Here is a 22,811-nt window from a genome sequence, read left to right as displayed (position 1 = left end):
CGCTTTTGTACGGACGTAAAAAGGCCACCCCGCAGGGTGGCCTTTTTTCATGCATCACGACAGGACGGCACCGGAGCCGGAGAAGCGCTCGCTGTCCGGCGCCCATCCCTCCCGGCCGGTCCGTCAGCTGGCGGCTTTCTTCTTTCCGGCCGGAGGACGGGGCATCGTGCGCCGGGCGCGGCGCTCCGCAGCGCCGAACACGCATTCCTCCCGCGCCACGGGCAGGGCCGCCTCCCGGGTCTTGCGGCGCTGCCGCCAGGCTTCCAGATGCGGCTTGCCGTAGAGCACGCCCTCACGCGGTTCCGCGGGCTCCGGCACCTTGCCGTAGGACGGGGGCAGGTGCTCCGTCTCGCGGGACGAGGCAGGCAGCTGGGGGCCGCGCAGGGCCGCGGGCCGGAAGTATCTGGTGGCCCAGGTCAGGGCCAGCACGTAGGCGGCCGCGAACAGGCTGGCGGCCGTGTCCCACGGCGGGGTGGCCGAAAGGGCCAGACGCATCATCAGCGTGCCGATGACGAAGCCGGAGTTGCGGAACACCGCATGGAAGGACGGCATGTAGCGCTGCGAAATGAGGACCAGCGCGATGTCGGCGAAGATCAGCACCGTATAGATGGTCTCGAAAAAGCGCATGTCCTCGCCGGTGTGGATGTGGATCCAGGCATCCCGGATGCCGATGCCCAAAAAGATGACGAACAGCGTCAGCGAAAGCAGCTTTTTGCTGATGACGAAACGCATGCGCATCTCCGGGCTCTGGATGTAGGCATAGCTGGAGGCCAGCTTCCCGTAGATGCCCAGGGCCACGAAGATGCCCAGGGCCCCCAGCGCCGTAACCGCGATATGGATGACGGGATCGAGGTTGCCGGCGATGCTCACCGGCTCGGGCAGGTGCGCCAGCTCCTTGAAGGCATTGCGCAGCAGGATCAGCGCCAGGATCTCGAACTGCTTGCCCACGGACCGTGAAAAGGATGTGGAGATGATGAAGATCAGGCTCATGACCTCCAGGCCCAGGATCAGGGTGAAGGCCAGCTGGATGGCGCTGAAATGGCTGTGGGGCGTCAGCTGGGCCAGTGCGGGCGGCAGCATGCCCTGGCGTTTGAGCTCCACGCAGCACAGGGCCGCCACGTAGATCCAGAAGATGACCAGCGCCACCTTGCGCTGGACGTGGGTCCGCTCCCAATTGTGGTGCAACCAGTCAAAAATATCTGTAAGCCATTGCAGCTTGAGCAGCATGTGGAGTCTCCTTTCCGGGGATCGTGTGTGGCGCACAGCATCTTTCAAGTTCGGGAAAATGTAAAGAGGACAAGGCATGACAGGAATGACAGGAATCGTTCCTGACGCTTTTTTCCTCTCTGGCGAAGACAGTGGCCCCAGTATGGGGGCGTGCTTGCCTTGCGCGGCCAATAGCAGTAAAAAACAAGGTTTCTCCACTTGTGCATCCGGCCCGCCGGGCCCGTGCACAAGGAAAATGCAGAAGACAACGAGGTACCTACGCCATGGCTCACAAGGGTCCGCACATATCCATCTCACCTGACTATGTGGTCAACCGCATCCTGCGTATCAATATCGACGACTTCGCGGAGTGGCCCGAGTCTGTGCGGCATCTGGCCATTGCCATTGCCGAAGAACTGTTCCTGGTGGCCTACAACCCCTTCATCAACGTGGAGACCGTGCGCAACAGCGTGCACGCCCGCTTCGAACGGGAATCCATGGCCCTGGCCCACTATTTCGCCAACGCCATCGGCGAAGGCATCACCATGTTCTGGTCCGCTTACGAGGCCGAACGCAGCTTCCGCGAAGAGCTGATCTCCGCCCTGCGCAACATCCTGCCCAACGAGTGCATCCTTTCCTCGCCCTCCGCCCTGGTGGCCTCGGCCACGGACGCCACGGACCTGCGCATGGAACTGCCCCTGCTGGTGGTGGAACCCGACAGCGCCGAGCAGGTGGCTGCCCTGGTGAAGCTGGCCAACGACATGAAGTTTGCCCTCATCCCGCGCGGCGGCGGCTCCGGCATGACCGGCGGCGCCGTGCCGGCCCGCAAGCGTACGGTCATCGTCAGCCTCACCCGTCTGACCAAGATCGGCCCCATCGACCTTGAGAACATGACCGTCACCGTGGAAGCCGGCGCCATCACCCAGAACGTCATCAAGGCCGTGGACGCGGCCGGGGCACTCTTCTCCGTGGACCCGGCCTCCAAGCAGGCCTCGTCCATCGGCGGCAACGTCTCCGAAAACGCCGGCGGCCCCAGCGCCTTCGAATACGGCACCACCCTGGACAACCTGCTCTGGTGGCGCATGGTCACCCCCACGGGCGAGATCATCAGCGTGGAACGCGAGAACCATCCCCGCCACAAGATCCTGCCCGAAGAAACGGCCGTGTTCGTGGTCAAGGACATCAGCGGCGGCGTGCGCAACGTCATCCACCTGCGCGGCGACGAGATCCGCCTGCCCGGCCTGGGCAAGGACGTGACCAACAAGGCCCTGGGCGGCCTGCCCGGCATGCAGAAGGAAGGCGTGGACGGCATCATCACCGAGGCCTGCTTCATCATCCATCCCAAGCCCAAGTTCAAGCGCGTCATGGTGCTGGAATTCTTCGGCCGCTCCATGCACCCCGCCGCCGTGGTGGTGCGCGAGCTGGTGGGCCTGCGCAACCGCATCCGTCAGGAAGGCGACTACGCCCATCTGTCCGCCCTGGAAGAATTCAACGCCAAGTACGTGCAGGCCATCGAGTACAAGCGCAAGTCCCAGAAGTATGAGGGCCTGCCCATCTCGGTCATCATCCTCCAGGTGGACGGCGACGACCCCTACCTGCTGGACAAGTGCGTCAACGACATCGTCTGCGTGGTGGAAGAACAGGACAACGTGGACATCATCGTGGCCCAGGACGACAAGGAAGGCGAACGCTTCTGGGAAGACCGGCACCGCCTGTCGGCCATCGCCAAGCGCACCTCCGGCTTCAAGCTCAACGAGGACGTGGTCATACCCATGGACCGCATCCCGGACTTCGCCCTCTTCCTCGAACAGCTCAACCTGGAATGCACGGCCCAGGCCTACCGCCACGCCCTGCAGGAAGTGGGCCGCCTGCCCGGCTTCCCCATGGAAGACAAGGAATTCAACCGCGAGTTCTCCTTTGCCTCCAAGGTGGCGTCCGGCGACAACCCGCAGGCCGAGCTTTCCGATACCGAGCTCTGGAAGCGCGCCGAGGCCTTTTTGGCCGGCATGGGCCAGAAGTACGCCCATCTGGACAAGAAGATCGGCAAAATCCGCGATTACATGGAAGCCAGCCGCATCGTGGTGGCCAGCCACATGCATGCCGGTGACGGCAACTGCCATGTGAACATCCCGGTCAACTCCAACGACGCCCACATGCTGGAAGAGGCCGAAGAGACCGCGGCCCGCGTCATGGCCGAATGCCAGGAGATGGGCGGCGAGGTCTCCGGCGAGCACGGCATCGGCATCACCAAGATCTCCTTCCTCGGCAAGAGCAAGATGGACGCCCTGCGCGCCTTCAAGGAACGCGTGGACCCCCGCGACGTCATGAACCCGGCCAAGCTGGTGCATCGCGAACTGCCCGTGCGTCCCTTCACCTTCTCCTTCAACCGGCTCATCAACGACATCCACGCCAGCGGTCTGCCGGACAAGGAAAAGCTCATCAGCCTGCTGTCCACGGTGCAGGTCTGCACCCGCTGCGGCAAGTGCAAGCAGGTCTGCTCCATGTGCTACCCCGAGCGTTCCATGCAGTACCATCCCCGCAACAAGAACATGGTGCTGGGCATGCTGCTGGAAGCCGTCTATTACTCGCAGGTCAACAAGGGCGCCATCGACGACAACCTGCTGCGCTGGCTGCGCGACCTGGTGGAACACTGCACGGCCTGCGGCCGCTGCCTGGCCAACTGCCCGGTCAAGATCCCGTCCGGCGAGGTGGCCCTGACCCTGCGCTCCCTGCTGGAACACGAGAACGCCGGCGGTCATCCCATCAAGAAGCGTGCCCTGGAATGGCTGGTGCATGACGTTTCGTCCCGCGTGCCCAAGGCGGCCAAGATGGCCTCGCTGGGCCAGAAGGTGCAGAACAAGCTGCTGGGCGTGGTGCCCTCCGTGTGGAAGAAGCGCATGCAGAGCCCCATCTTTGCGGGCAGCGGCCCCAAGATGGGCTACACCAACCTGTACGAATCCCTGCGCCTGCACCGCGGTTCCGTGTTCGCGCCCAGGGAAGTGACGCCGGGCATGCCCTGCGTGCTCTACTTCCCCGGCTGCGGCGGTTCGCTCTTCTATGACCGCATCGGTCTGGCCGCCATCATGCTGCTGCTGCACACCGGCCACGCCGTGGCCGTGCCGCCGCGCCATTTGTGCTGCGGCTATCCCCTGCTGGCCGCGGGCATGGATACCGAATACGAAGACAACATGGCCCAGAACCGCCAGTATCTGGCCTCCATGCTGCGCAACCTCATCAAGCAGGGCTTCGATGTGCGCTATCTGGCCACGGCCTGCGGTTCCTGCCGCGACAGCCTGGCCCGCATGAAGCTCAACGAGCAGTTCCCGCAGCTGGAACAGAAGGACGTGAGCCAGATCGTCCTGCCCCTGCTGCAGCACGAGGGCATGGAAGCCCCGGTGGCCCCCGGCACCAATGTGCTCTATCACGCGGCCTGCCACTGCGAATGGGCGGGCGTGCCCACCCTCAAGGGACAGGCCCAGCTTACCGGCGCCCTGGAACAGCTCTGCAAGGTCAAGGTCTCCACCATCCCCGGCTGCTGCGGCGAGTCCGGCATGGGCGCCGTGACCTCCCCCACCATCTACAACCTGCTGCGCGCCCGCAAAAAGGAACGCCTGGCCCAGGCCTTCGAGCCCCAGCCGCAGACCGGCGCCTGCTACGCGGGGCCCATCCTGGTGGGCTGCCCCTCCTGCAAGATCGGCATCGCCCGCTGCCTCATCCAGCTCAAGGAAAAGCACCCCGTGCTGCACGTGCTGGAATGGCTGGCCAACCAGGTGGACGGTGAGGACCGCCGCCAGCGCTTCCGCCGCCGCGCCAACGAGACCCGCGGCGACGTGCGCATCGTCCAGTGCTAGACGAGAATGATGACGATGAAATGATATGAGGGGGGAAGGGAACGTTTTCCGCGGGGAAAGTCCCCTTCCCCCTTCATGCTCCCCCATTCTTCAAAATCGTCCACAAGGAGCCCGACGGCTCCTCCAGACCCTGCCCGGCGGTACGTTCTGCCGCATGACGGACAGGTCCCCCAAGGGGAACCACATGGAAAGAAAAGAAGTCACCCGTATGCTGGTGGGTGTCCAGCCCCAGGGGCAGGGCACCATCCGCGTCGTAGGCGCCAAGCTGCACGGTATCGTGGTCACGGAATCCAAGCTCAACTACCACGGCTCCATCACCATCGACACCGACATCCTCGAAGCGGCCCATCTGCTGCCGCTGGAATACGTCTACATCTGGAACAAGCACAGCGGTTCCCGCATCGAGACCTATGTGCTGCCCGGCCCGCGCGGCAGCGGCGTGGTCTGCCTCAACGGCGCCGCGGCCCGTACCTGTCAGGTGGGCGACGAGATCATCGTGGCCTCTTCCCGCGAGATCCCCGTCAGCGACTATCACGACGGCTTCTCCTGCCGGGTGCTGACCTTCGACCAGAGCGGCGAGCTGCCCAACCGTGTGGCCGAGAAGCTGGAATACCGCGTGGCCGCCAAGGGCGACGGCACGGAATTCGTCATCATGGACATGGCCACCGGCCAGGAATGGATCGGCTAGACAGTTCTTTTACCATAGGGGAAGGGGACGCCATCGCGCTGCCGATGCCCGGAGCGACCGCGTCATGACGGGCAATGGCCCTGCGACCGCCTCCGGCCGTCTCCGGTGGAAAATCTCCCCTTCCCCTCGTGTCTTCTCCAGCCTTCAAAAAGGCCGCACAAGGAGCCCGTCTGACGTCGCTCCTCCCTCCCCTGCCCCGCTGACGGCCCAGCCCGCATGCCGGAACAAAAGGGCGCACCTAGGGACATCGGCCGTTCTCTTCCCGTCCCCGCTCCATAGGCGACCTACTCCCTACACCCTGCGGAAGTAGCGGGCATCCCGCCATATTTTCCATTGCCCCTCTCCCACAGTACCGGGGGACCATCAGAGGCCGCAGTCTGCCGCGCCACACCACCCGTCCATCCTTCTGAAACCAGCCACGTCCGCCCCCCTGCCCGCACTTGCGAAAGCGGCAACGGATTTTTATACTCATGTGTTGGCCGGGCGATCGCATGGCATACGGCCATGTCCCGCGGCCCGGGGCCGAAAACGCCCGTCACGGCGCGAGAGCGCGCGTTCCTCCCCGCTCCGATCAAGGAGCCATGCAAACAGGAGAACGCTGTCCCCACGCCTGTCCGGGCCCGTTTTTCACTATCTCACCGCTCCAGCCGAGCAGCAGAGGATACTATGAGCTATACCAAGGAAGATGTCTGGAAATATCATGCGGAGCCCCGCCCCGGTAAGGTGGAAGTGCTGCCCTCCAAGCGGGGCGAGACCCAGGACGACCTGACCCTGGCCTATTCGCCCGGCGTGGCCGATGTCTGCCGCGCCATCGAGGCCGATCCCGCCGCCGCGGCCAGCCTCACCGCCCGCAGCAATCTGGTGGCCGTGGTCAGCAACGGTACGGCCGTGCTGGGCCTGGGCAACATCGGCCCCCTGGCGGGCAAGCCCGTCATGGAAGGCAAGGGCATGCTCTTCAAGATGTTCGCCGACGTGGACGTCTTCGACCTGGAGCTGGCCACCACCGATCCCGACGAGCTCATCAACGTGGTCAAGACCCTGGAGCCCACCTTCGGCGGCATCAACCTGGAAGACATCAAGGCCCCCGAGTGCTTCTACATCGAACAGAAGCTCAAGGAGATCATGAACATCCCCGTCTTCCATGACGACCAGCACGGCACCGCCGTCATCTCCGGCGCGGGCCTCATCAACGCGGCCCACATCGCCGGCCGCAAGATGGAAGACATGAAGGTCGTGGTGGTGGGCGCCGGTGCCGCCGGCATCGCCTGCGCCAACTTCTACGTCAGCCTGGGCGTCAAGCGCGAGAACATCTGGATGTTCGACAGCAAGGGCCTGATCCACAAGGGCCGCCAGGACAAGCTGCATCCCACCAAGGCCGCCTTCGCGCAGGAAAAGGACGCCACCCTGGCCGAAGCCATGCAGGGCGCCCATGTGTTCCTGGGCCTGTCCAAGCCCGGTCTGGTCACGCAGGACATGGTGCGCAGCATGGCCTCGCATTCCGTGATCTTTGCCTGCGCCAACCCCGTGCCCGAGATCACCTACGCCGAAGCCAAGGCCGCCCGTGACGACCTGCTCATGGGCACCGGCCGCTCCGACTGCCCCAACCAGATCAACAACGTGTCCGGCTTCCCCTTCATCTTCCGCGGCGCCCTGGACGTGCAGGCCACGGAGATCAACGAAGCCATGAAGCTGGCCGCTGCCGAGGCCCTGGCCATGCTGGCCCGCGAAGACGTGCCCGAAGAAGTGAGCAAGGCCTACGGCGGCAAGAAATTCAGCTTCGGCCCCGACTACATCATCCCCAGCCCGCTGGATCCGCGCATCATCGAATGGGTGACGCCCGCCGTGGCCCGTGCCGCCATGGAAAGCGGCGTGGCCCGCGCCCGCATCGAGGATCTGGACGCCTACCGCGCCGGTCTGCGCGAACGCGTGGCCCGCATGCGCCGTCGCGCCGACGCCGCCCGTCTGGCCAACGATTAAAGCAGCGGACAATCCCGCTGTTCCGAACGTACGGGGAGGCAGCCGCCTCCCCTTTTTTCATGGCCGGAACGGTCCGGCATCCCGGACATGGCCCGGCATAACGCCACAAGGCCCCCAGAAGCCTCGAAACCGTTTTCCCTGACTACGGACATACCTCTTGCGTCCGGGGAGCGGACAGGGCATTCTGAGGCAAAAAAGGAGTTCCCCCATGGCAGACATCACCGCCAAATATCTCGGCGACCTGCGCGTGGAATGCGTGCACCAGCAGAGCGGTACCGTGCTCGTCACCGACGCCCCCAAGGACAACAACGGCAAGGGCGAGGCCTTCTGCCCCACCGACCTTTGCGCCACGGCCCTGGCCGCCTGCGCCATGACCATCATCGGCATCTACGGCCGGAACCACGGCGTGGACGTGACCGGCACCACCATCGAGATCAGCAAGACCATGAGCGCCAACCCGCGCCGCATCGGCAAGATCGAGATCATCTTCAACATGCCCGACCGTGAGTTCTCCGAAAAGGAAAAGACCATGATCGAACGGGCCGCCCATACCTGCCCCGTGCATCTGAGCCTGCATCCCGATACCGAGCAGGTCTTCACCTTCAAGTGGAGCCGCTAGGGCACCCGGCGCACGATATGACAAAAAAGGGAGGACGACGTCCTCCCTTTTTTCATGCCTTGCGGCAGCCGCCGGATGCGGCGGCGGACCAGGTCGCTCTCCCCGGATGGCCGCCAGCGACCGAAAGACGTCCCGGACGTTGTTCCCTCCTCCCCTTTTGCCTCCTTTTGCCGTGCCCCTTTTGAGGCCCGGCGGCAGGATACCGCGGCAGATCGCGGAGAGCGGGCTTGCTGGGATGGGGAACAGGAACGGCCGGTGCCGGAAACGGAAAAAGCCCGTCCCCTGGGGGACGGGCTTTTTGCATCCATGAACGATCAGTATCAGGCTTCCGCAGGCCAGCGGCGGGAGACCTGCAGGCGGCCGTCCCGGCGCAGCAGGCCGCAGGCGCAGCCCGAAAGGCTGTCGGCCAGCGTCAGGGCATCCCCGGCGGGCAGGACGGACAGGCCGGTGGCCAGTGCATCGGCCTGCATGCAGGTGGCGGCCAGCACGCTCATGCTGCCCAGCACGGGGCTCCGCCCGGTGGACGGGTCCAGCAGATGATGATGGCGCCCCTCGGCGTCATAGTGCATCTCATAACCGCCGGACGTGGCGATGGCCTGGTTGTACAGCTCCAGCACCTGCGGGTAGTGGCCGCGCTTTTCCGGATCTTCCACGGCCACGCGCCAGAACACGCCCGGGGCCTTGTGCCCGCGCGCCAGGATGTCGCCGCCGGCATTGATGAGATGGTTCTCGCAGCCCGCGCGCAGCAGCACGGCGGACATGGCATCCACGATATGCCCCTTGGCGATGCCGTCCAGGGTCAGGCCCATGCCCTGCCGTTCCAGACGCATCCCGTCGCGACCGGCGTACACGGCATCGGTATCCACCAGGGCCAGGGCCTCGCGCAGGTCGCTCTCGGGCAGCTCCAGCTCGCCTTCGGGATTGCTGCGGCTCTCCAGCAGGCGCACCAGGGGCAGGACAGTGGCATCGAAGGCACCGCCGGTCAGATGGCAGATGCCGTGAGCCCGCTGCCAGACATTGAGCAGCTCGGGCGGCACGTCACGCAGGCTGCCCTGGCTGTTGAGCACGCCCAGGGGGGCCGCCGCGTCATGCCGGGTCAGCAGGGCTTCCAGACGGCGCCCCTCGGCAAAAGCCAGATCCATGGCATCGTGGGCCTGGGTGGACGAGGGACAGGCCACGGTGATGCTCACCATGGTGCCCATGAACAGGGCCGTCTGCTGCGTGGGCGCGCCAAGGCGCGTCACGGCCCGGGCGGGCGCGGGCTCCAGGACGGAGGCCGCACCGGCCAGAAGCAGGCCGCTGCCGGCCAGCGTCCAGCGCAAAAAATCTCGGCGAGAGGTCTTAGGCATTGCAGTTCTCCTGTGCGGGGCGGTCATTCTTTCCGGTCACAGGCACGGTGCCGCCCCCAGCAGCGCCGTCGCCATCGCTGTCATCCTTCATCCTGGCCACATTGGCGGCCTCGATGCCCGTGGGGCAGGTTCGCCGCAGGATGTGGCGGGCACAGGCCTCCACGCAGGCCTCACCGCAATCGGGCCCGTAAGAAACACACTTGATCTGGTCCACCACCATGCGCCCGGCCACGTTGCTCACGGCCTTGGCCGGACAGGCCTTGGCGCAGCGGCCGCAATTGATGCAGCCCGCGTCGCAGACTTCGGTCACGGCACGCAGCTTGTCGCGCGTATTGCAGAACACGGCCACACGATGGCGGCGCGGCACCAGCTCCAGCACTCCGCGCGGGCAGGCCGACACGCACATGCCGCAGCCCGTGCAGCGGGACATGTCCACGCGCACCACGCCGTCCTTGACCTGCATGGCGTCGAAGGGGCAGACCTGCACGCAGTCGCCGAAGCCCATGCAGGACCAGTGGCAGGTATCGGTGCCGCCGCGCAGCATGGCCGCCGCCGCGCAGGAGGGCATGCCCTGGTACTGGTAGCGCAGGGCCACGTTGCCGGCCAGCTTGTCACAGCGCCGCAGCGAGAACAGGGGTTCCGCCTCGGCCACGGTCTTGCCGGTCAGCTCGCCCACGGCGATGGCCGTATCGGCACCGCCGGCGCAGCATTTGTTGGCCGGGATGTCGGGATCGGAGACCACGGCCGCGGCGTAGCCTTCGCAGCCGGCAAAGCCGCAACCACCGCAGTTGGCCCCGGGCAGGACCTCCAGCACGGCCTCCACCCGCGGGTCTTCCTTGACGTAGAAGACGCGCGAGGCGATGGACAGCAGGATGGCGGCCACGAGCCCCAATCCGAACAGGGTGATGATGGAAACGAAAACCATATATGCCTCTCCTTGCCGCCCAGCGGCAGTCAAAAGCCCGTAGTCCGCGTTATTGCGCCATGCCCTTGAAGCCCATGAAAGCCAGCGACATCAGGCCGGCCATGATGAGGGCGATGGGCGTCCCGGCCATGGCCTTGGGCAGACGGCAGGTATCCAGCCGCTCGCGGATGCCCGCCATGAGCAGGAGGGCCAGGGTGAAGCCCACGGCCGAGGCCCCGCCGTACAGTACGGAGGTGAGCAGGTCGTATTCCTCGCGCTGCACCAGGATGGCCACGCCCATGACGGCGCAGTTGGTGGTGATCAGCGGCAGGAAGATGCCCAGGGCCGCATACAGGGGCGGCACCATCTTCTTGAGGAACATCTCCACGAACTGCACCAGCGAGGCGATGACCACGATGAAGACGATGGTCTGCAGGTAGCCCAGGCCAAAGGGCTCCAGCACGTAACGCTGCATGAGCCAGGTGCAGGCCGTGGCCACGATGATGACGAAGATCACCGCGCCGCCCATGCCCAGGGCCACGCCTTTTTCCTTGGAGCAGCCAAGGTAGGGGCAGTTGCCCAGGTACTGGGCCAGCACGATGTTGTTGACGAAGATGGCCGAGATGAAAAGCTGGAAGATATCCATACGCGCATCCTTGCGAAAGCCCGCGGGCTACTGTTCCTGACGCTGCTGGAGCATGCTGCACGCCTTGCAGCCGCCGCAGCTGGAGGTTTCCACCACCTGGCCGCCCTTGCGGCGCGCCTGCCAGACATTGATGACGTTCATGGTGGCCAGGATGAGGCCCAGGCAGATGAAGGCGCCGGGGGCCTGCACCATGATGGCGAACGGCTGGAAGCCGTCCCACATGACCGGGTGGCCGAACCAGGTGCCGTTGCCCAGGATCTCGCGCAGCGAGCCCAGGAAGGTCAGCGACATGGTGAAGCCCAGACCGATGCCCAGGCCGTCGGCCACCGAGGCGGCCACGCCGTTCTTGGCGGCGAAGGCCTCGGCGCGGGCCAGGATGATGCAGTTCACCACGATGAGCGGCACGAAGATGCCCAGCTGCTGGTAGAGCGGATAGGCATAGGCCTGCATGAGCAGTTCCACCGCCACCACCAGCGAGGCCGCGATGACGATGAAGCAGGCGATGCGCACTTTCTTGGGGATGATGCCGCGCACCATGGAAATGATCATGTTGGAGAGCACGAGCACGAAGATGACCGCCGCACCCATGCCCAGGCCGTTGTTGGCGGAGTTGGTGACCGCCAGCGTGGGACACAGACCAAGCACCAGCCGGAAGGGCGGCAGGTCCTTCCACAGCCCCTTGGTGAATTCTTGCATGACGCTGCTCATGGCCGGCTCCTTATTTGTTGCCCCAGGTCTTGAGGATTTCAGGCTTGAGGGCCTTGTAGGCCTCGGCGGCCAGGTTCACGGCCGTCACCACACCCGAAGAGGAGATGGTGGCGCCGGAGATGCCGTCGATGCTGCCCCCCTGGCTCTTGAGGCCCACCGGCGCGGCGATGCCCCTGAACTGCCCGGTGAAGCCGGGCTCCGCGATACGCATGCCCAGACCGGGCGTTTCCTTGAGGGTGGTGGTGCCGATGCCCGCCAGCGTGTCGTTGGCCACATTGAAGCCCACCATCACGCCCACGTCACCGCCGTAGCCCTTGCCCTTGGCTTCCAGGGCCACGCCCACCAGCTTCCCGTCACGCATGGCGGGAAAGACCAGCACCCGGCCTTTCTCGGTCTCGAAGGCCTTGCGGTCGGCGATGGGCTGGTTGTCGATATCAGAGAACACCCCGGCAATGGCCGGTCCCTGCACATAGGTCAGCACCTGTTCCTCGATGACGGGCGCAGTGACCATCTTGAGGTAGGACAGGGCAAAGCCCGAAAGGCCGCACAGGGCTGACAGGACGACGATCATTCGCAGGATATCGGCCATGGCTAGCGCACTCCAAAAGGTTTGGGCCGGATGGAATCCAGCAGCGGGGCCACCAGATTGGCCAGCAGGATGGCAAAGGGCACACCGTCAAGGTAGATGCCGTACTTGCGGATGGTCATCACCAGCGCGCCGCCAAGCAGGCCGTACAGGAACATGGGCAGGGGGCGCGACGGCGCGTTGGCCGGATCGGTGATGAGGAAGAAACCGCCCAGCATGACCGAGCCCGTGCACAGATGGAACAGGGGCGAGGCGTCGGTGGCGGGGCTGCTCATGCAGAAGAGCGCGGCCAGGCCGGCCACCCCGGCAAAGAAGCCCAGGGCGATCTGCCAGCGGATGATGCCGCGGGCCGCCAGCAGGGAGCCGCCCAGGAAGAGCGCCCCCACCTGCCCGGCGCCGAGGCCGTTGATCTGCTGGCCCAGCAGCAGGTCCTGCAGGGGGATGCTGCCGGCATCGGCCCAGCCGAAGAACTTGAGCCGCACCAGCGGGTCCACCATGGACGCGGCGTTGAGCTGCACGGCATTGGGTTCCATGAACAGGGGGAAGGAGACGAAGAGCACGGCCCAGCCCACCACGGAGGTGTTGACCGGGTTGGCGCCCAGACCGCCAAAGGCCATCTTGCCCAGGCTGATGGCGATGAGCGGCGCCATGACCGCGATCCACCAGGGGGCGTCGGCCGGCAGCATGAAGGACAGCAGCAGGCCGGAACAGACGGCCGTGTAGTCGTCGATGGCCAGCTCGCGGCCCATGAGTTTCTGGCAGGCGGCCTCGGTGAGCACGGCCACGGCCACACACAGGGACATGACGCGCACGGCGGGCAGGCCCCAGGTCCAGACGGCCCCGATGACGGCAGGCAGCAGGGCCGCGAGGGTCATCAGGCTCTGGCGGCGCACGGTGCGCCCGCAATGCCAGTACGGCGGGGCGCTCATGGCCAGCAAAACGGAAGATTGAGCGGCAGCGGGCATCAGTTTTCTCCTTCCTTGGCTTCGGCGGCAGGCTGCGCCGCGGGACGCAGCTCCCGTTCTTTCAGACGGCGGGCCTCATCGGCCTGGGCCAGCTTGTGCTTGGCCAGACGGATGTATTGCAGGACCGGACGGCGGGCGATGCAGACATAACCGCACAGGCCGCATTCCAGACAGCAGTCCACGTGTTCGTCGCGGCAGCGCTCGTGCAGGGCGAATTCCGCGTTGCGGCTCAGCATGCTGGGGCTCAGGCGCGCGGGACAGATCAGCACGCAGGCGCCGCAGTTGATGCAGGGGCTGTGGCCTTCCATGGGCGGCACGGTGCCGGCCTCCACCACGAAGACGCCCGTGGCCCCCTTGGTGATGCTGCGGTCCAGGCGGTCGATGCTCTCGCCGCGCAGCGGGCCGCCGCGAACCAGGGTGTCGCCGCTGTTGAGCTTGATGTGGGCGAATTCCAGCAGCTCGCCCAGCATGCTGCCTTCCTTGACGATATAGTTGCCGGAGTGGGTGTAGCTGCCCAGGGTGATGACCGACTCGATGAGCGGCAGGCCCGTGCGGGCCACGCGGCCCAGGCTCCAGACATTGTGGAGCCCCACCACGCCCACGCCTTCGGGCTTTTCCTTGCCGGTGACGCTCTTGACCAGCAGGGCATCGACGCTGGCCGGATAGCGGGCCGTCACGCGCACCACTTCCACGTCGTCGAAATGCAGGTGCATCTCGCGCGGCACGGCCAGCAGGATGCGTTTGGCCGGGGAAAGGCGGCGCAGCACGGCCAGACCGGCCCGCAGCGTGCCCTGGTGGGTCAGCAGCATGGGCTCGGCCCAGGTGACGCCGGGGTCGGGGTTGAGGCCGTTGATGATCAGGGTCTCGCACTGCTGGCCCAGGCTCTTGGTGTTCAGGCCCAGGCTCTTGAGCAGCACGGCCAGTTCCTGGCCCGTGCGTTCGTCATTGATCAGGTCCACCTTCTCCACGCCGTCGGCCAGGGCGCGCAGGGCCTCGTCGGGCTCGATGGCCTCCACGAAGAGGCTGCGCTCGGTCACGTCGGTGATGCGGCCGAAGATGGGCGAGAACGCGTCCCCCTTGAGCGGCGAAGGATGCACCGCCAGGCGCATGCGCGGGTAGACCAGGGCTTTCTTGGTCACGCCTTCCACGAGCTTGTAGCCCTCGCGGTTGAGGCGCACGCGGCGCGGTTCCGGGCCGTTGCTGTAGCGTTGCGTCACCCCGTACACCAGGTGGAAACGCGGGTCCTTCAACATCTGGAATACTTCTTTCATACCCGCCTCACTACTTGGTATGGCACTGGGCACACTTGTCCTTGCCGAAGGGGCCCTTGCCGAGCTTTTCATGACAGCCCATGCACTGGCCGTGGAAGGCGTCCATACGGCCGGGGATCAGCTTGTCCGGCGTCTTCTTCACATGGCAGACCGTGCAGTCGGCATACAGGGCGTTCACCTTGCCCTTCACGGCAGCCTCATCCTTGCGCGTGGGCTTCAGCTCATGGCAGGAAGCGCAGTTCTTGGCCTTGCCGAACAGATCCTGATGGCAGGCCACGCAGCGCGCGTGCACGGCATCGGCCAGCACCGGCGGCGTGCCGGGCTCGGCAGCCTTGTTGGTGGGCCGGGCCCCGGCCTCATGGCAGTTGGCGCAGCTCTGCGGTTCGGGCTCGATGTTCGTGTCGGCATGGTGGCAGGAGGTGCAGTCCACGCCAAAGTCCTCGCTGTGCTGCTGATGCCCCCAGTCCTTGGCCGCCAGTTCGTAATGGTGGCAGGTCACACAGCTTTCCGCCGGATAGCTCTTGGCATGCCCCGCCTTGAAGGCATCGTCCAGGGCCACGCCGTGGCAGCTGGCACAGGCCATGGCCTTGTCGGGCGTCTTCTGCAGGCTCTCGTGGTGGCAGGTGGCGCAATCTTCCTTGAGCAGACGGCTGTGCTTCTGATGGTCGAAGACCACGGGACCGCCCGCATTGTCGAACAGGATGCGACGCGTGGCAGGTTCCTTGTCCCCCGCGACCGGGCCCGCCGGCAGCAGATAGCCGGCGATCCCCGTCACGGCCAGGACGGCCGTCAGGATGGCGATGGAAAGGTAACGTTTTTGCAATGCCTTGCCCCTCTTCCAAAAGGTGAACGGGATGGGAGCCTCCGGCGTCCCGGCCGGCAGTCCGTCATGCCGGACCGTCACGGAGGCGCCGCTGCGCCCTTGCCAGCTCCGCAGCCTTCTCCCTGCCGGTCTTTTTCCATGGAAAAGGCCGTTTTCAGGGTGAGCGCCAAGACCCGCTCCCCGATGACGGAGAGCGCCGGCCCGAAGGCTGCCTTCCTCAGGCTATGTCATGGAATATGTTGCAAAGGGGCGGGCCCGGGGCCCGCCCCCCGGTTGCCTACACGACGAAACGATCGTCCCGGGCCACCTCGTCCCGTACGATCTTGAACAGCACGGGGCTCAGCAGCAGGACACCGGTAAGGTTGGGCAGCGCCATAAGGGCGTTGCAGGTATCGGCCAGGAGCCACACGGCATCCAGGGCCAGGACGGAACCCACGCCCACCGCCAGGCAGTACACCAGGCGGAAGACCATCTGGGCCCGGTCGCCGAACAGGTAGATGGCGCAGCGTTCACCGTACACACACCAGCCGAGGATGGTGGTGAAGGCGAAGAAAGTCAGACAGATGGTGACCGCGAACTGGCCCACACCGGGCAGCGCCTGTTCGAAGGCCATGGAGGTCATCATGCTGGCGGCGGAGGAACCGGCGGTCCAGGTGCCCGTCACCAGGATCACGAAGCCCGTCATGCTGCAGACGATGATGGTATCGATGAAGACGTCGAGCATGCCGATGGAGGCCTGCACCAGCGGGGTCTCGGCCGTGGAGGCCGCGTGGGCCATGGGAGCGGTACCCAGGCCGGCTTCGTTGGAGAAGATACCGCGGGCCATGCCCTGACGAATGGCCATCATCACCGTGGCGCCCACAAAGCCGCCGGTGGCCGCCGTGGGCTGGAAGGCGTCGGAGATCACCCACCAGAACACGGAGGGGACCTTTTCGATGTTCATGCCGATGATGAGCAGGCACATGAAGACATACATGATGGCCATGAAGGGCACGATCTTGCCCGCCACGGCGCCGATGCGGCGCACGCCGCCCAGCAGCACGGCCACGCACAGGCCCACCAGGATCAGGCCGCACAGCCACGTGGGCAGGCCGAAGGTGCCGGAGATATTGTCGGTGATGGCCTTGGCCTGCACCATGCCGCCCGTACCGATACAGGCGCAGATGCCGAACACGGCAAAGCAGGTGCCCAGCCAGACCCATTTGGGGCCCAGGCCGTTCTTGATGAAGTACATGGCGCCGCCCACCCAGTTGCCGGCGGGGGTCTTTTCGCGGAAGTGCACGGAAAGCAGCACTTCGCTGAACTTGGTCATCATGCCCACCAGGGCCGTGACCCACATCCAGAACAGGGCGCCGGGGCCGCCCACGGCGATGGCCAGGGCCACGCCCACTACGTTACCGGTACCGATATCTGCGGCCAGAGCAGTCATGAGGGCATTCCACGGCGAGATCTCGCCGTGTTCGGACTGATGGGACCGCCCCTGCCACAGGCACTTGTAAGCTCGTACCCAGTTGCGGAAGGAGAAAAAGCGCAGCGCTATATTCAGATAGATGCCCGTGCCTACCAGCAGCACCAGCATGACCGGACACCACAAAAATCCGTTAAAGGTTTCCAACAGCCTGTAAAGCTCCACTTTTCCATCCTCCCTGGGCTCGCCCCTGTCCTCTCGTTGATATCTTCCGCCCGGACAGCCTCTGCATCCGGCCGGAATGCCCGTGCCACAGCGGATGGCACAAAAACACGCTAGCACGCTTTCACCATCGCTGCAAAGGGCCTGGCTCTGCTTTACGCCGGTTTTACACGGAAAAACGCGCACTTTGTTACGCAATGCACATAGTCCCGCCATGACTGTTCACACAAACAGTCAAAAAACCTTCCATACACTTTAAGAAATAACGAACAAGCCAAACAAATGAACATCATAAAACTGTATATGATGCAAAATATACTTTATTTTTTTGTGTTACTACGTCAAAAGTACATTGTGAATCAAAATCGATATACGTCCAGGCGTCTCTATCATCAATGTGACAAAGTTTTTCAGCCTGCACATTTCCGGCAGCTTTGCGCCATCACATTTTTCGGCGGCCTTCGGAAAAATTTCCTGAAAAAAATTTCAAAAAATTTTTTCCTGTGACCTTTCACGCTGCTTTCCAGGCCTGTCAGCGCCCTGCCGCAGGCAAAAATCCGGGAAGGCAAGCGTGCGGCACAGGCGCTTGCCGCCCAGCCCCCCGGCCTGTGCCGGACAAAAGCGTACAAAAAAGGGCAGCCCGAAGACTGCCCTTTGACGATCAGTGTATCCCCGGTCCGGGACGGATCTGGAGTGGGCCCCATGGTGGGCGGTCATCCCCGCCATGTCCCGGATCATGCCGGGAACGCTCCAGCGAAAAAGCCCTAGGAGCGGGCCATCTCCACCAGTTCCTTGCGGGTGAAGAGGGAGTGCAGTTCGTAACCGGCTTCCTTCAGCTTTTCGCGGCCGCCTTCTTCACGGTCCAGGATGCAGCACACGGCCACGATGTCCAGACCGGCGGCGCGCACACGGTCACAGGCCTTGAGCAGGGAGCCGCCGGTGGTCACCACGTCTTCCAGCATGGCCACTTTGTCGCCGGGTTTGAAGTTGCCCAGGCCTTCCACGAACTGGCCGGTGCCGTGGTCCTTGGCTTCCTTGCGCACCAGCAGGCCGTTGAGGGGACGGCCCAGTTCATGCGAGATGGCGGTGGTGGCGGAGACCAGCGGGTCGGCGCCCATGGTCATGCCGCCCACTCCCACCACGGGCACGTCCTTGAGCAGGTCGTTGAACAGCGTACCGATGAGCCAGGAACCTTCGGCATGCAGGGCGGTCACGCGGCAATCGAAGTAATAGTCGCTGCGACGGCCGGAAGCCAGGACGAAGTCGCCTTCACGGTAGGACTTTTCCACCAGCAGGCGGGCCAGACGACGCTTGATCTCCAGGATGGACTGCTGCACGGGAGCCTCCTAATTGCCGAAGACGCGCTTGTAGATGACGTCTTCGTATTTAAGATAGTAGGTGGGATCGAAAAGTTCGGCCAGCTGGGCATCGCCCAGACGTTCATGCATGTCGGGATCGGCGCACACCAGCTCGGGGAAGGGCTTGCGGGTCTCCCAGCTCTGCATGGCCAGGCGCTGCACGGCCTCATAAGCCTTCTGGCGCGGCAGGCCGGTGGCGATGAGGGCGGTGAGCACGCGCTGGGAGAAGTACAGGCCGTAGGAACGCTCCATGTTCTCCTTCATGCGCTCGGGCTTGACCACCAGGCCGTCCAGCAGGCGGCACAGACGGTTGAGCACGTAGTCGGCCAGGATGGTGGAGTCGGGCATGATGACGCGCTCCACGGACGAATGGCTGATGTCGCGCTCGTGCCACAGGGCCTGGTTCTCCATGGAAGCCACGGCATTGCTGCGGATCAGGCGGGCAAGGCCGGCCATGTTCTCGGCGGAGATGGGGTTCTTCTTGTGCGGCATGGCCGAGGAGCCCTTCTGGCCCTTGGCGAAGCCTTCTTCCACTTCCAGCACCTCGGTGCGCTGCAGATGGCGCAGCTCCACGCACAGGCGCTCGATGCCGCCGGCCAGGATGGCCAGGGAGGTGAAGAAATGGGCATAGCGGTCACGCTGCACGATCTGGGTGGAGTGCGGGTCCACGGCCAGGCCCAGACGGGTCAGGGCCTTTTCCTCCAGTTCGGGGGAAAGGAAGGCGTAGGTGCCCACGGCGCCGGAGATCTTGCCCACGCGCACGCTCTCGATACCGGCCTTGACGCGCTCCAGATGGCGCTGGAACTCGGCGTGGAAGCCGGTCATCTTGAGGCCAAAGCTGGTGGGTTCGGCATGGATGCCGTGGGTGCGGCCCATGCAGAGCACGCCCTTGTGCTTGCGGGCCAGGGCTTCCAGAGAAGCCAGCACCTTTTCGATGTCTTCCACGATGAGCTTGCCGGCCTGCATGAACAGATAGCCGTTGGCGGTGTCCACGATGTCGGAAGACGTACAGCCCAGATGGATGTAGCGGGCGTCGGGGCCCACCTTTTCTTCCAGCGAAGTGAGGAAGGCGATGACGTCGTGACGGGTGGTCTGCTCGATCTCGAGGATGCGGTCCACGTCGATGTCGGCCTTTTCCCGGATGGTCTTCACGGCCTCGGCGGGCACGCGGCCCAGTTCGGCCCAGGCCTCGCACACGGCCACTTCCACAGCCAGCCAGGCGCGGTAACGGTTCTCCAGGGTCCAGATGCGGCCCATGGCGGGCCGGGTGTAGCGCTCAATCATAGGTACCTCACGCGGAAGGGGTCGACGAAGAGGAGGTGGAAGAACCCGAGCCTCCGGAAGTGCTGCTGGCAGTGCTGCCGGAAGAAGTGGAACTCGTCGACGAGGAGGCGGAAGAAGAAGGGGTGGACGTGCTGTTCTCGTCCTTGATGCCCTTGCGGTAGCCGTAATCGCTGACATACCAGCCGCCGCCCTTGAGCACGAAAGACGTGTGCGACATGACCCGCGGCGAGGGGGTGCCGCAATCAGGGCAGGGCTCCTGGGCCTGCATGTCGGTCACATGGGTCCATTCTTCAAAGACTTTCTGACAGTTGGGACACTGATATTCGTAGATGGGCATAGCTATAACGCCAAGAACGGCCACGACAGCCCCTTTTTTGTCCGGGGCCATCGGCCGTTGTGCTGAAATTCGCGGCTCCCCGCAGGGAACCGGCAATGAACTGTCCGCGGAAACTAGGCCTTGGCGGCCTTGGCTTCACGCACGCGCTGCTTCAGACGTTCAGCGCGACGATGACGGCGGCGATCCAGTTCCTTTTTACGCTCAATTTTCTTGTGAGCCATGATGTCCTCCACGGGGGTGATGCCCCCATTAATTTTTGGTAGAAAAGCATATCCCAAAGGCTCCGCAAAGTCCAGCCTGCAGAACGAAGACCACGGCCCCGCCCGCGCTCTCCCCCGTTTTGCGGCCCCCACTGTGCGCGCGGGCACACCCGGGGAGGCCCCGTTGCCAGCGCCCCGCTTCTTTCCTACACTGCGCGGTCATGTTGCAATCCACAGTCGCCCCTCCCTGAAGGGAGAAGTTACGGAAAAGGATTTCATCGGCTTCGCCGTCTTGTCAAATTTCCTTTTCCCCCTGAAGGGGGAGGTCTCAAACCACAAAGGAATTCTTGATGAAGAAAGTCATCATCTATACGGACGGTTCCTGCCTGGGCAATCCCGGCCGGGGCGGCTGGGCCGCCATCCTCTGCCTGGTGGGCAGCACGGCCCGCCGCGAGCTGGTGGGCGGCGCCCGCCTGACCACCAACAACCGCATGGAACTGGGCGGCGTCATCGCGGCCCTCTCCGCCCTGCGCGAAGCCTGCGAGGTGGACCTCTACACCGATTCCAAATACGTCTGTGACGCCGTGGAAAAAGGCTGGCTGGCCGGCTGGCAAAAGCGCAACTGGATCAAGAGCGACAAGAAGCCCGTGCTCAACGTGGACCTCTGGAAGCAGCTCCTGCCCCTGCTGCGCACCCACAAGGTCACCTTCCACTGGCTGCGCGGCCATGCCGGACACCGCGAAAACGAACGCTGCGACGAACTGGCCCGCGCCTTCGCCGCCGGTCCCGACCTGCCCGAGGACACGGGCTTCACGGCCGCCCAGGCCTGATCCCGCGCCCTGCCCATGAACGATATCCTTTCCCCTGACACGCTGCATTCCCTGGCCCTGCTCTGGAAAGGCCTGCTCTGGCCCCTGCTGCGTCTGCTGCTGGGCCTGTGCGTGGGCCTGCTGCTGGCCAATCTGCTGGAGGCCCTGCGCTGGACGCGCCATCTGGCCCGTCTGGCCACCCCGCTGGCCCGGGCCGCCCATCTGCGCGACGTGGCGGGCGCGGCCTTCTCCCTGGCCTTCGTCTCCCCGGCAGCGGCCAACGGCCTGCTTTCCGAAAGCCACCAGAAAGGCGAGATCGACGGCCGGGAACTCATGCTGGCCAATCTGTTCAACAGCTTCCCGGCCTATCTGGTCCACACGCCCACCATCTTCCTGCTCACCTGGCCCGTGCTGGGCTGGCCCGCCGTGGTCTATGTGGGCCTGACCCTGCTGGCCGCCGTGGGCCGTACCGGCCTGACCATCGCCTTTTCCCGCCGCCTGCTGCCCGCACCGCCGCAGGGCTGCCTGGCCTGCACGGCCGCCGCCGACGGCGAGACCGGCTGGCGCGCCGCCGTCCGCAAGGCCTGGAAGCGCTTCCGCCGCCGCGTGCCCAAGCTGGTCTGCTTCACGGTGCCCGTCTACATCATCATGTATCTGTTGCAGCGCTACGGCCTGTTCACCGCCGCCGAGGAGTGGCTGGCCATGCACATGGAATGGCTGGCCTTCCTCAAGCCCCAGGCCATGGGCATCATCGTGCTGCATCTGGCCGCCGAACTGGGCGCGGCCCTGGGCGCCGCAGGCAGCGTGCTCCAGACCGGCGGCCTCGAGGCCCGCGACGTGGTGCTTGCCCTGATGGTGGGCAACATATTGTCCACGCCCATGCGGGCCATCCGCCACCAGCTGCCCGCCTACGCCGGTTTCTACCGCCCGGCCCTGGCCCTGCGCCTGATCCTGGCCAACCAGGGCCTGCGCGCCGTCAGTATGGCCGTGGTCACCCTGCTGTACTGGTGGGTGGCGTTTTAGTAAGGAACAGGCGAGGGGGAGAAGGAAACCGTTTGGAAAAACGGTTCTCCCTCTCCCCCTCGCGCTCCCCCTTTCCCTTCCCAAAACTTTTAACAGGAGACAGCGCGGCAAGGAGCAGGTAGTGTCCCGCCACTCCTTGCTCTCCCCGGCAACCGCGCTGCCTGACTTCAAGCATAAGGAAACGACCATGAGCGAGACTCCCCGCCACATCCACTGCGTCAACCCCGAACACACCGGTGCGCGCGTCACCGTGCGTCTCCAGCCCGAGGACCACTGGCTCTCCATCCCCCGCCCCAAGACCTCCCGCCAGCTGCTGACGGCCCTGGGGCTGGCCGAGGAATGTGCCCTGGTGGCCCGCGACGGCGAACTGCTCACCCCCGACCGCCAGATCTGGCCCAACGACGAGCTGCTGGTCCGCAAAGTCGCCAGCGTGGGCTAGGAAACAAGAAAGGACAGCCGCCCAAAATTCGAGCGGCTGTCCTTTCTTGTTTCTCAAGCTTAGAGGATGTCCGGCATGTTTTTTGATTTTAAAAGGTGTGGTAATCTCGTCCCATGAAACAAACAGATTTTCGTGATG

Annotated in this window: 20 protein-coding genes; 7 read left to right on the top strand and 13 right to left on the bottom strand. The window is 64.7% G+C overall.

Features of this window, described 5'->3' with window-relative positions:
- Positions 1 to 123: 123 nt before the first annotated feature.
- A complete protein-coding gene (locus HF854_RS01795; protein WP_168934746.1) occupies positions 124 to 1,227 on the bottom strand; it encodes a hypothetical protein in 1,104 nt (367 codons plus the stop codon).
- A gap of 263 nt (positions 1,228 to 1,490) precedes the next feature.
- Between HF854_RS01795 and HF854_RS01790 the strand changes: the two genes are divergently transcribed.
- The 4 genes from HF854_RS01790 to HF854_RS01775 all read left to right on the top strand — a co-directional run bounded on the left by HF854_RS01790 (position 1,491) and on the right by HF854_RS01775 (position 8,341).
- On the top strand, positions 1,491 to 5,057 hold the full coding sequence (locus HF854_RS01790; RefSeq protein WP_168934745.1) for an FAD-binding and (Fe-S)-binding domain-containing protein: 3,567 nt from the start codon (positions 1,491 to 1,493) through the stop codon (positions 5,055 to 5,057).
- Positions 5,058 to 5,241: 184 nt separating this feature from the next.
- Positions 5,242 to 5,745 (top strand): aspartate 1-decarboxylase, encoded by a 504-nt coding sequence (gene panD / locus HF854_RS01785; RefSeq protein ID WP_168934744.1) that lies wholly within the window; start codon positions 5,242 to 5,244, stop codon positions 5,743 to 5,745.
- A 666-nt stretch (positions 5,746 to 6,411) separates the two neighbouring features.
- The gene (locus HF854_RS01780; RefSeq protein WP_168934743.1) at positions 6,412 to 7,722 is read left to right on the top strand and encodes a malic enzyme-like NAD(P)-binding protein; all 1,311 of its coding nucleotides are present in this window, start codon (positions 6,412 to 6,414) and stop codon (positions 7,720 to 7,722) included.
- A gap of 208 nt (positions 7,723 to 7,930) precedes the next feature.
- The gene (locus HF854_RS01775; RefSeq protein ID WP_168934742.1) at positions 7,931 to 8,341 is read left to right on the top strand and encodes an OsmC family protein; all 411 of its coding nucleotides are present in this window, start codon (positions 7,931 to 7,933) and stop codon (positions 8,339 to 8,341) included.
- A 320-nt stretch (positions 8,342 to 8,661) separates the two neighbouring features.
- Here HF854_RS01775 and HF854_RS01770 read toward each other — a convergent pair whose 3' ends face one another.
- The 12 genes from HF854_RS01770 to HF854_RS01715 all read right to left on the bottom strand — a co-directional run bounded on the left by HF854_RS01770 (position 8,662) and on the right by HF854_RS01715 (position 20,202).
- A complete protein-coding gene (locus HF854_RS01770) occupies positions 8,662 to 9,690 on the bottom strand; it encodes an FAD:protein FMN transferase (RefSeq protein WP_168934741.1) in 1,029 nt (342 codons plus the stop codon).
- The gene (gene rnfB, locus HF854_RS01765) at positions 9,683 to 10,615 is read right to left on the bottom strand and encodes an RnfABCDGE type electron transport complex subunit B (RefSeq protein ID WP_006007242.1); all 933 of its coding nucleotides are present in this window, start codon (positions 10,613 to 10,615) and stop codon (positions 9,683 to 9,685) included. Before rnfB ends, HF854_RS01770 begins: the two co-directional genes overlap by 8 nt.
- Before the next feature lie 49 nt (positions 10,616 to 10,664).
- A complete protein-coding gene (locus HF854_RS01760) occupies positions 10,665 to 11,240 on the bottom strand; it encodes an electron transport complex protein RnfA (RefSeq protein WP_168934740.1) in 576 nt (191 codons plus the stop codon).
- A gap of 27 nt (positions 11,241 to 11,267) precedes the next feature.
- A complete protein-coding gene (gene rsxE / locus HF854_RS01755) occupies positions 11,268 to 11,948 on the bottom strand; it encodes an electron transport complex subunit RsxE (RefSeq protein ID WP_168934739.1) in 681 nt (226 codons plus the stop codon).
- 10 nt (positions 11,949 to 11,958) lie between these two features.
- Complete coding sequence (rnfG, locus tag HF854_RS01750) at positions 11,959 to 12,537, bottom strand: RnfABCDGE type electron transport complex subunit G (protein WP_168934738.1); 579 nt, start codon at positions 12,535 to 12,537, stop codon at positions 11,959 to 11,961.
- 2 nt (positions 12,538 to 12,539) lie between these two features.
- A complete protein-coding gene (locus HF854_RS01745; protein ID WP_168934737.1) occupies positions 12,540 to 13,499 on the bottom strand; it encodes an RnfABCDGE type electron transport complex subunit D in 960 nt (319 codons plus the stop codon).
- The gene (locus HF854_RS01740) at positions 13,499 to 14,770 is read right to left on the bottom strand and encodes an electron transporter RnfC (protein WP_168934736.1); all 1,272 of its coding nucleotides are present in this window, start codon (positions 14,768 to 14,770) and stop codon (positions 13,499 to 13,501) included. Before HF854_RS01740 ends, HF854_RS01745 begins: the two co-directional genes overlap by 1 nt.
- A 10-nt stretch (positions 14,771 to 14,780) precedes the next feature.
- On the bottom strand, positions 14,781 to 15,593 hold the full coding sequence (locus HF854_RS01735) for a cytochrome c3 family protein (protein WP_168934735.1): 813 nt from the start codon (positions 15,591 to 15,593) through the stop codon (positions 14,781 to 14,783).
- 277 nt (positions 15,594 to 15,870) lie between these two features.
- Complete coding sequence (locus HF854_RS01730; RefSeq protein WP_168934815.1) at positions 15,871 to 17,172, bottom strand: alanine/glycine:cation symporter family protein; 1,302 nt, start codon at positions 17,170 to 17,172, stop codon at positions 15,871 to 15,873.
- 815 nt (positions 17,173 to 17,987) lie between these two features.
- Complete coding sequence (pyrE, locus tag HF854_RS01725) at positions 17,988 to 18,548, bottom strand: orotate phosphoribosyltransferase (RefSeq protein WP_040369879.1); 561 nt, start codon at positions 18,546 to 18,548, stop codon at positions 17,988 to 17,990.
- Positions 18,549 to 18,569: 21 nt separating this feature from the next.
- A complete protein-coding gene (gene purB, locus HF854_RS01720; RefSeq protein ID WP_168934734.1) occupies positions 18,570 to 19,865 on the bottom strand; it encodes an adenylosuccinate lyase in 1,296 nt (431 codons plus the stop codon).
- Positions 19,866 to 19,872: 7 nt separating this feature from the next.
- Complete coding sequence (locus tag HF854_RS01715; RefSeq protein WP_168934733.1) at positions 19,873 to 20,202, bottom strand: FmdB family zinc ribbon protein; 330 nt, start codon at positions 20,200 to 20,202, stop codon at positions 19,873 to 19,875.
- Positions 20,203 to 20,752: 550 nt separating this feature from the next.
- Here HF854_RS01715 and rnhA point away from each other — a divergent pair.
- The 3 genes from rnhA to HF854_RS01700 all read left to right on the top strand — a co-directional run bounded on the left by rnhA (position 20,753) and on the right by HF854_RS01700 (position 22,673).
- Positions 20,753 to 21,232 (top strand): ribonuclease HI, encoded by a 480-nt coding sequence (gene rnhA / locus HF854_RS01710; protein WP_168934732.1) that lies wholly within the window; start codon positions 20,753 to 20,755, stop codon positions 21,230 to 21,232.
- Between the two features lie 15 nt (positions 21,233 to 21,247).
- Positions 21,248 to 22,234, top strand: a complete 987-nt coding sequence (locus HF854_RS01705) for a hypothetical protein (RefSeq protein ID WP_168934731.1) — start codon at positions 21,248 to 21,250, stop codon at positions 22,232 to 22,234.
- Between the two features lie 187 nt (positions 22,235 to 22,421).
- Positions 22,422 to 22,673 carry a ubiquitin family protein gene (locus tag HF854_RS01700; protein WP_168934730.1) on the top strand — a complete coding sequence of 84 codons (252 nt, stop codon included), beginning with the start codon at positions 22,422 to 22,424 and terminating at the stop codon, positions 22,671 to 22,673.
- Positions 22,674 to 22,811 lie beyond the last annotated feature (138 nt).

Source organism: Desulfovibrio piger (genome assembly GCF_012843875.1).
Classification (GTDB): Bacteria; Desulfobacterota; Desulfovibrionia; order Desulfovibrionales; family Desulfovibrionaceae; genus Desulfovibrio.
Note: the sequence above shows the minus strand (reverse complement) of the source record. Positions and strands in the feature narration are given on the sequence as shown.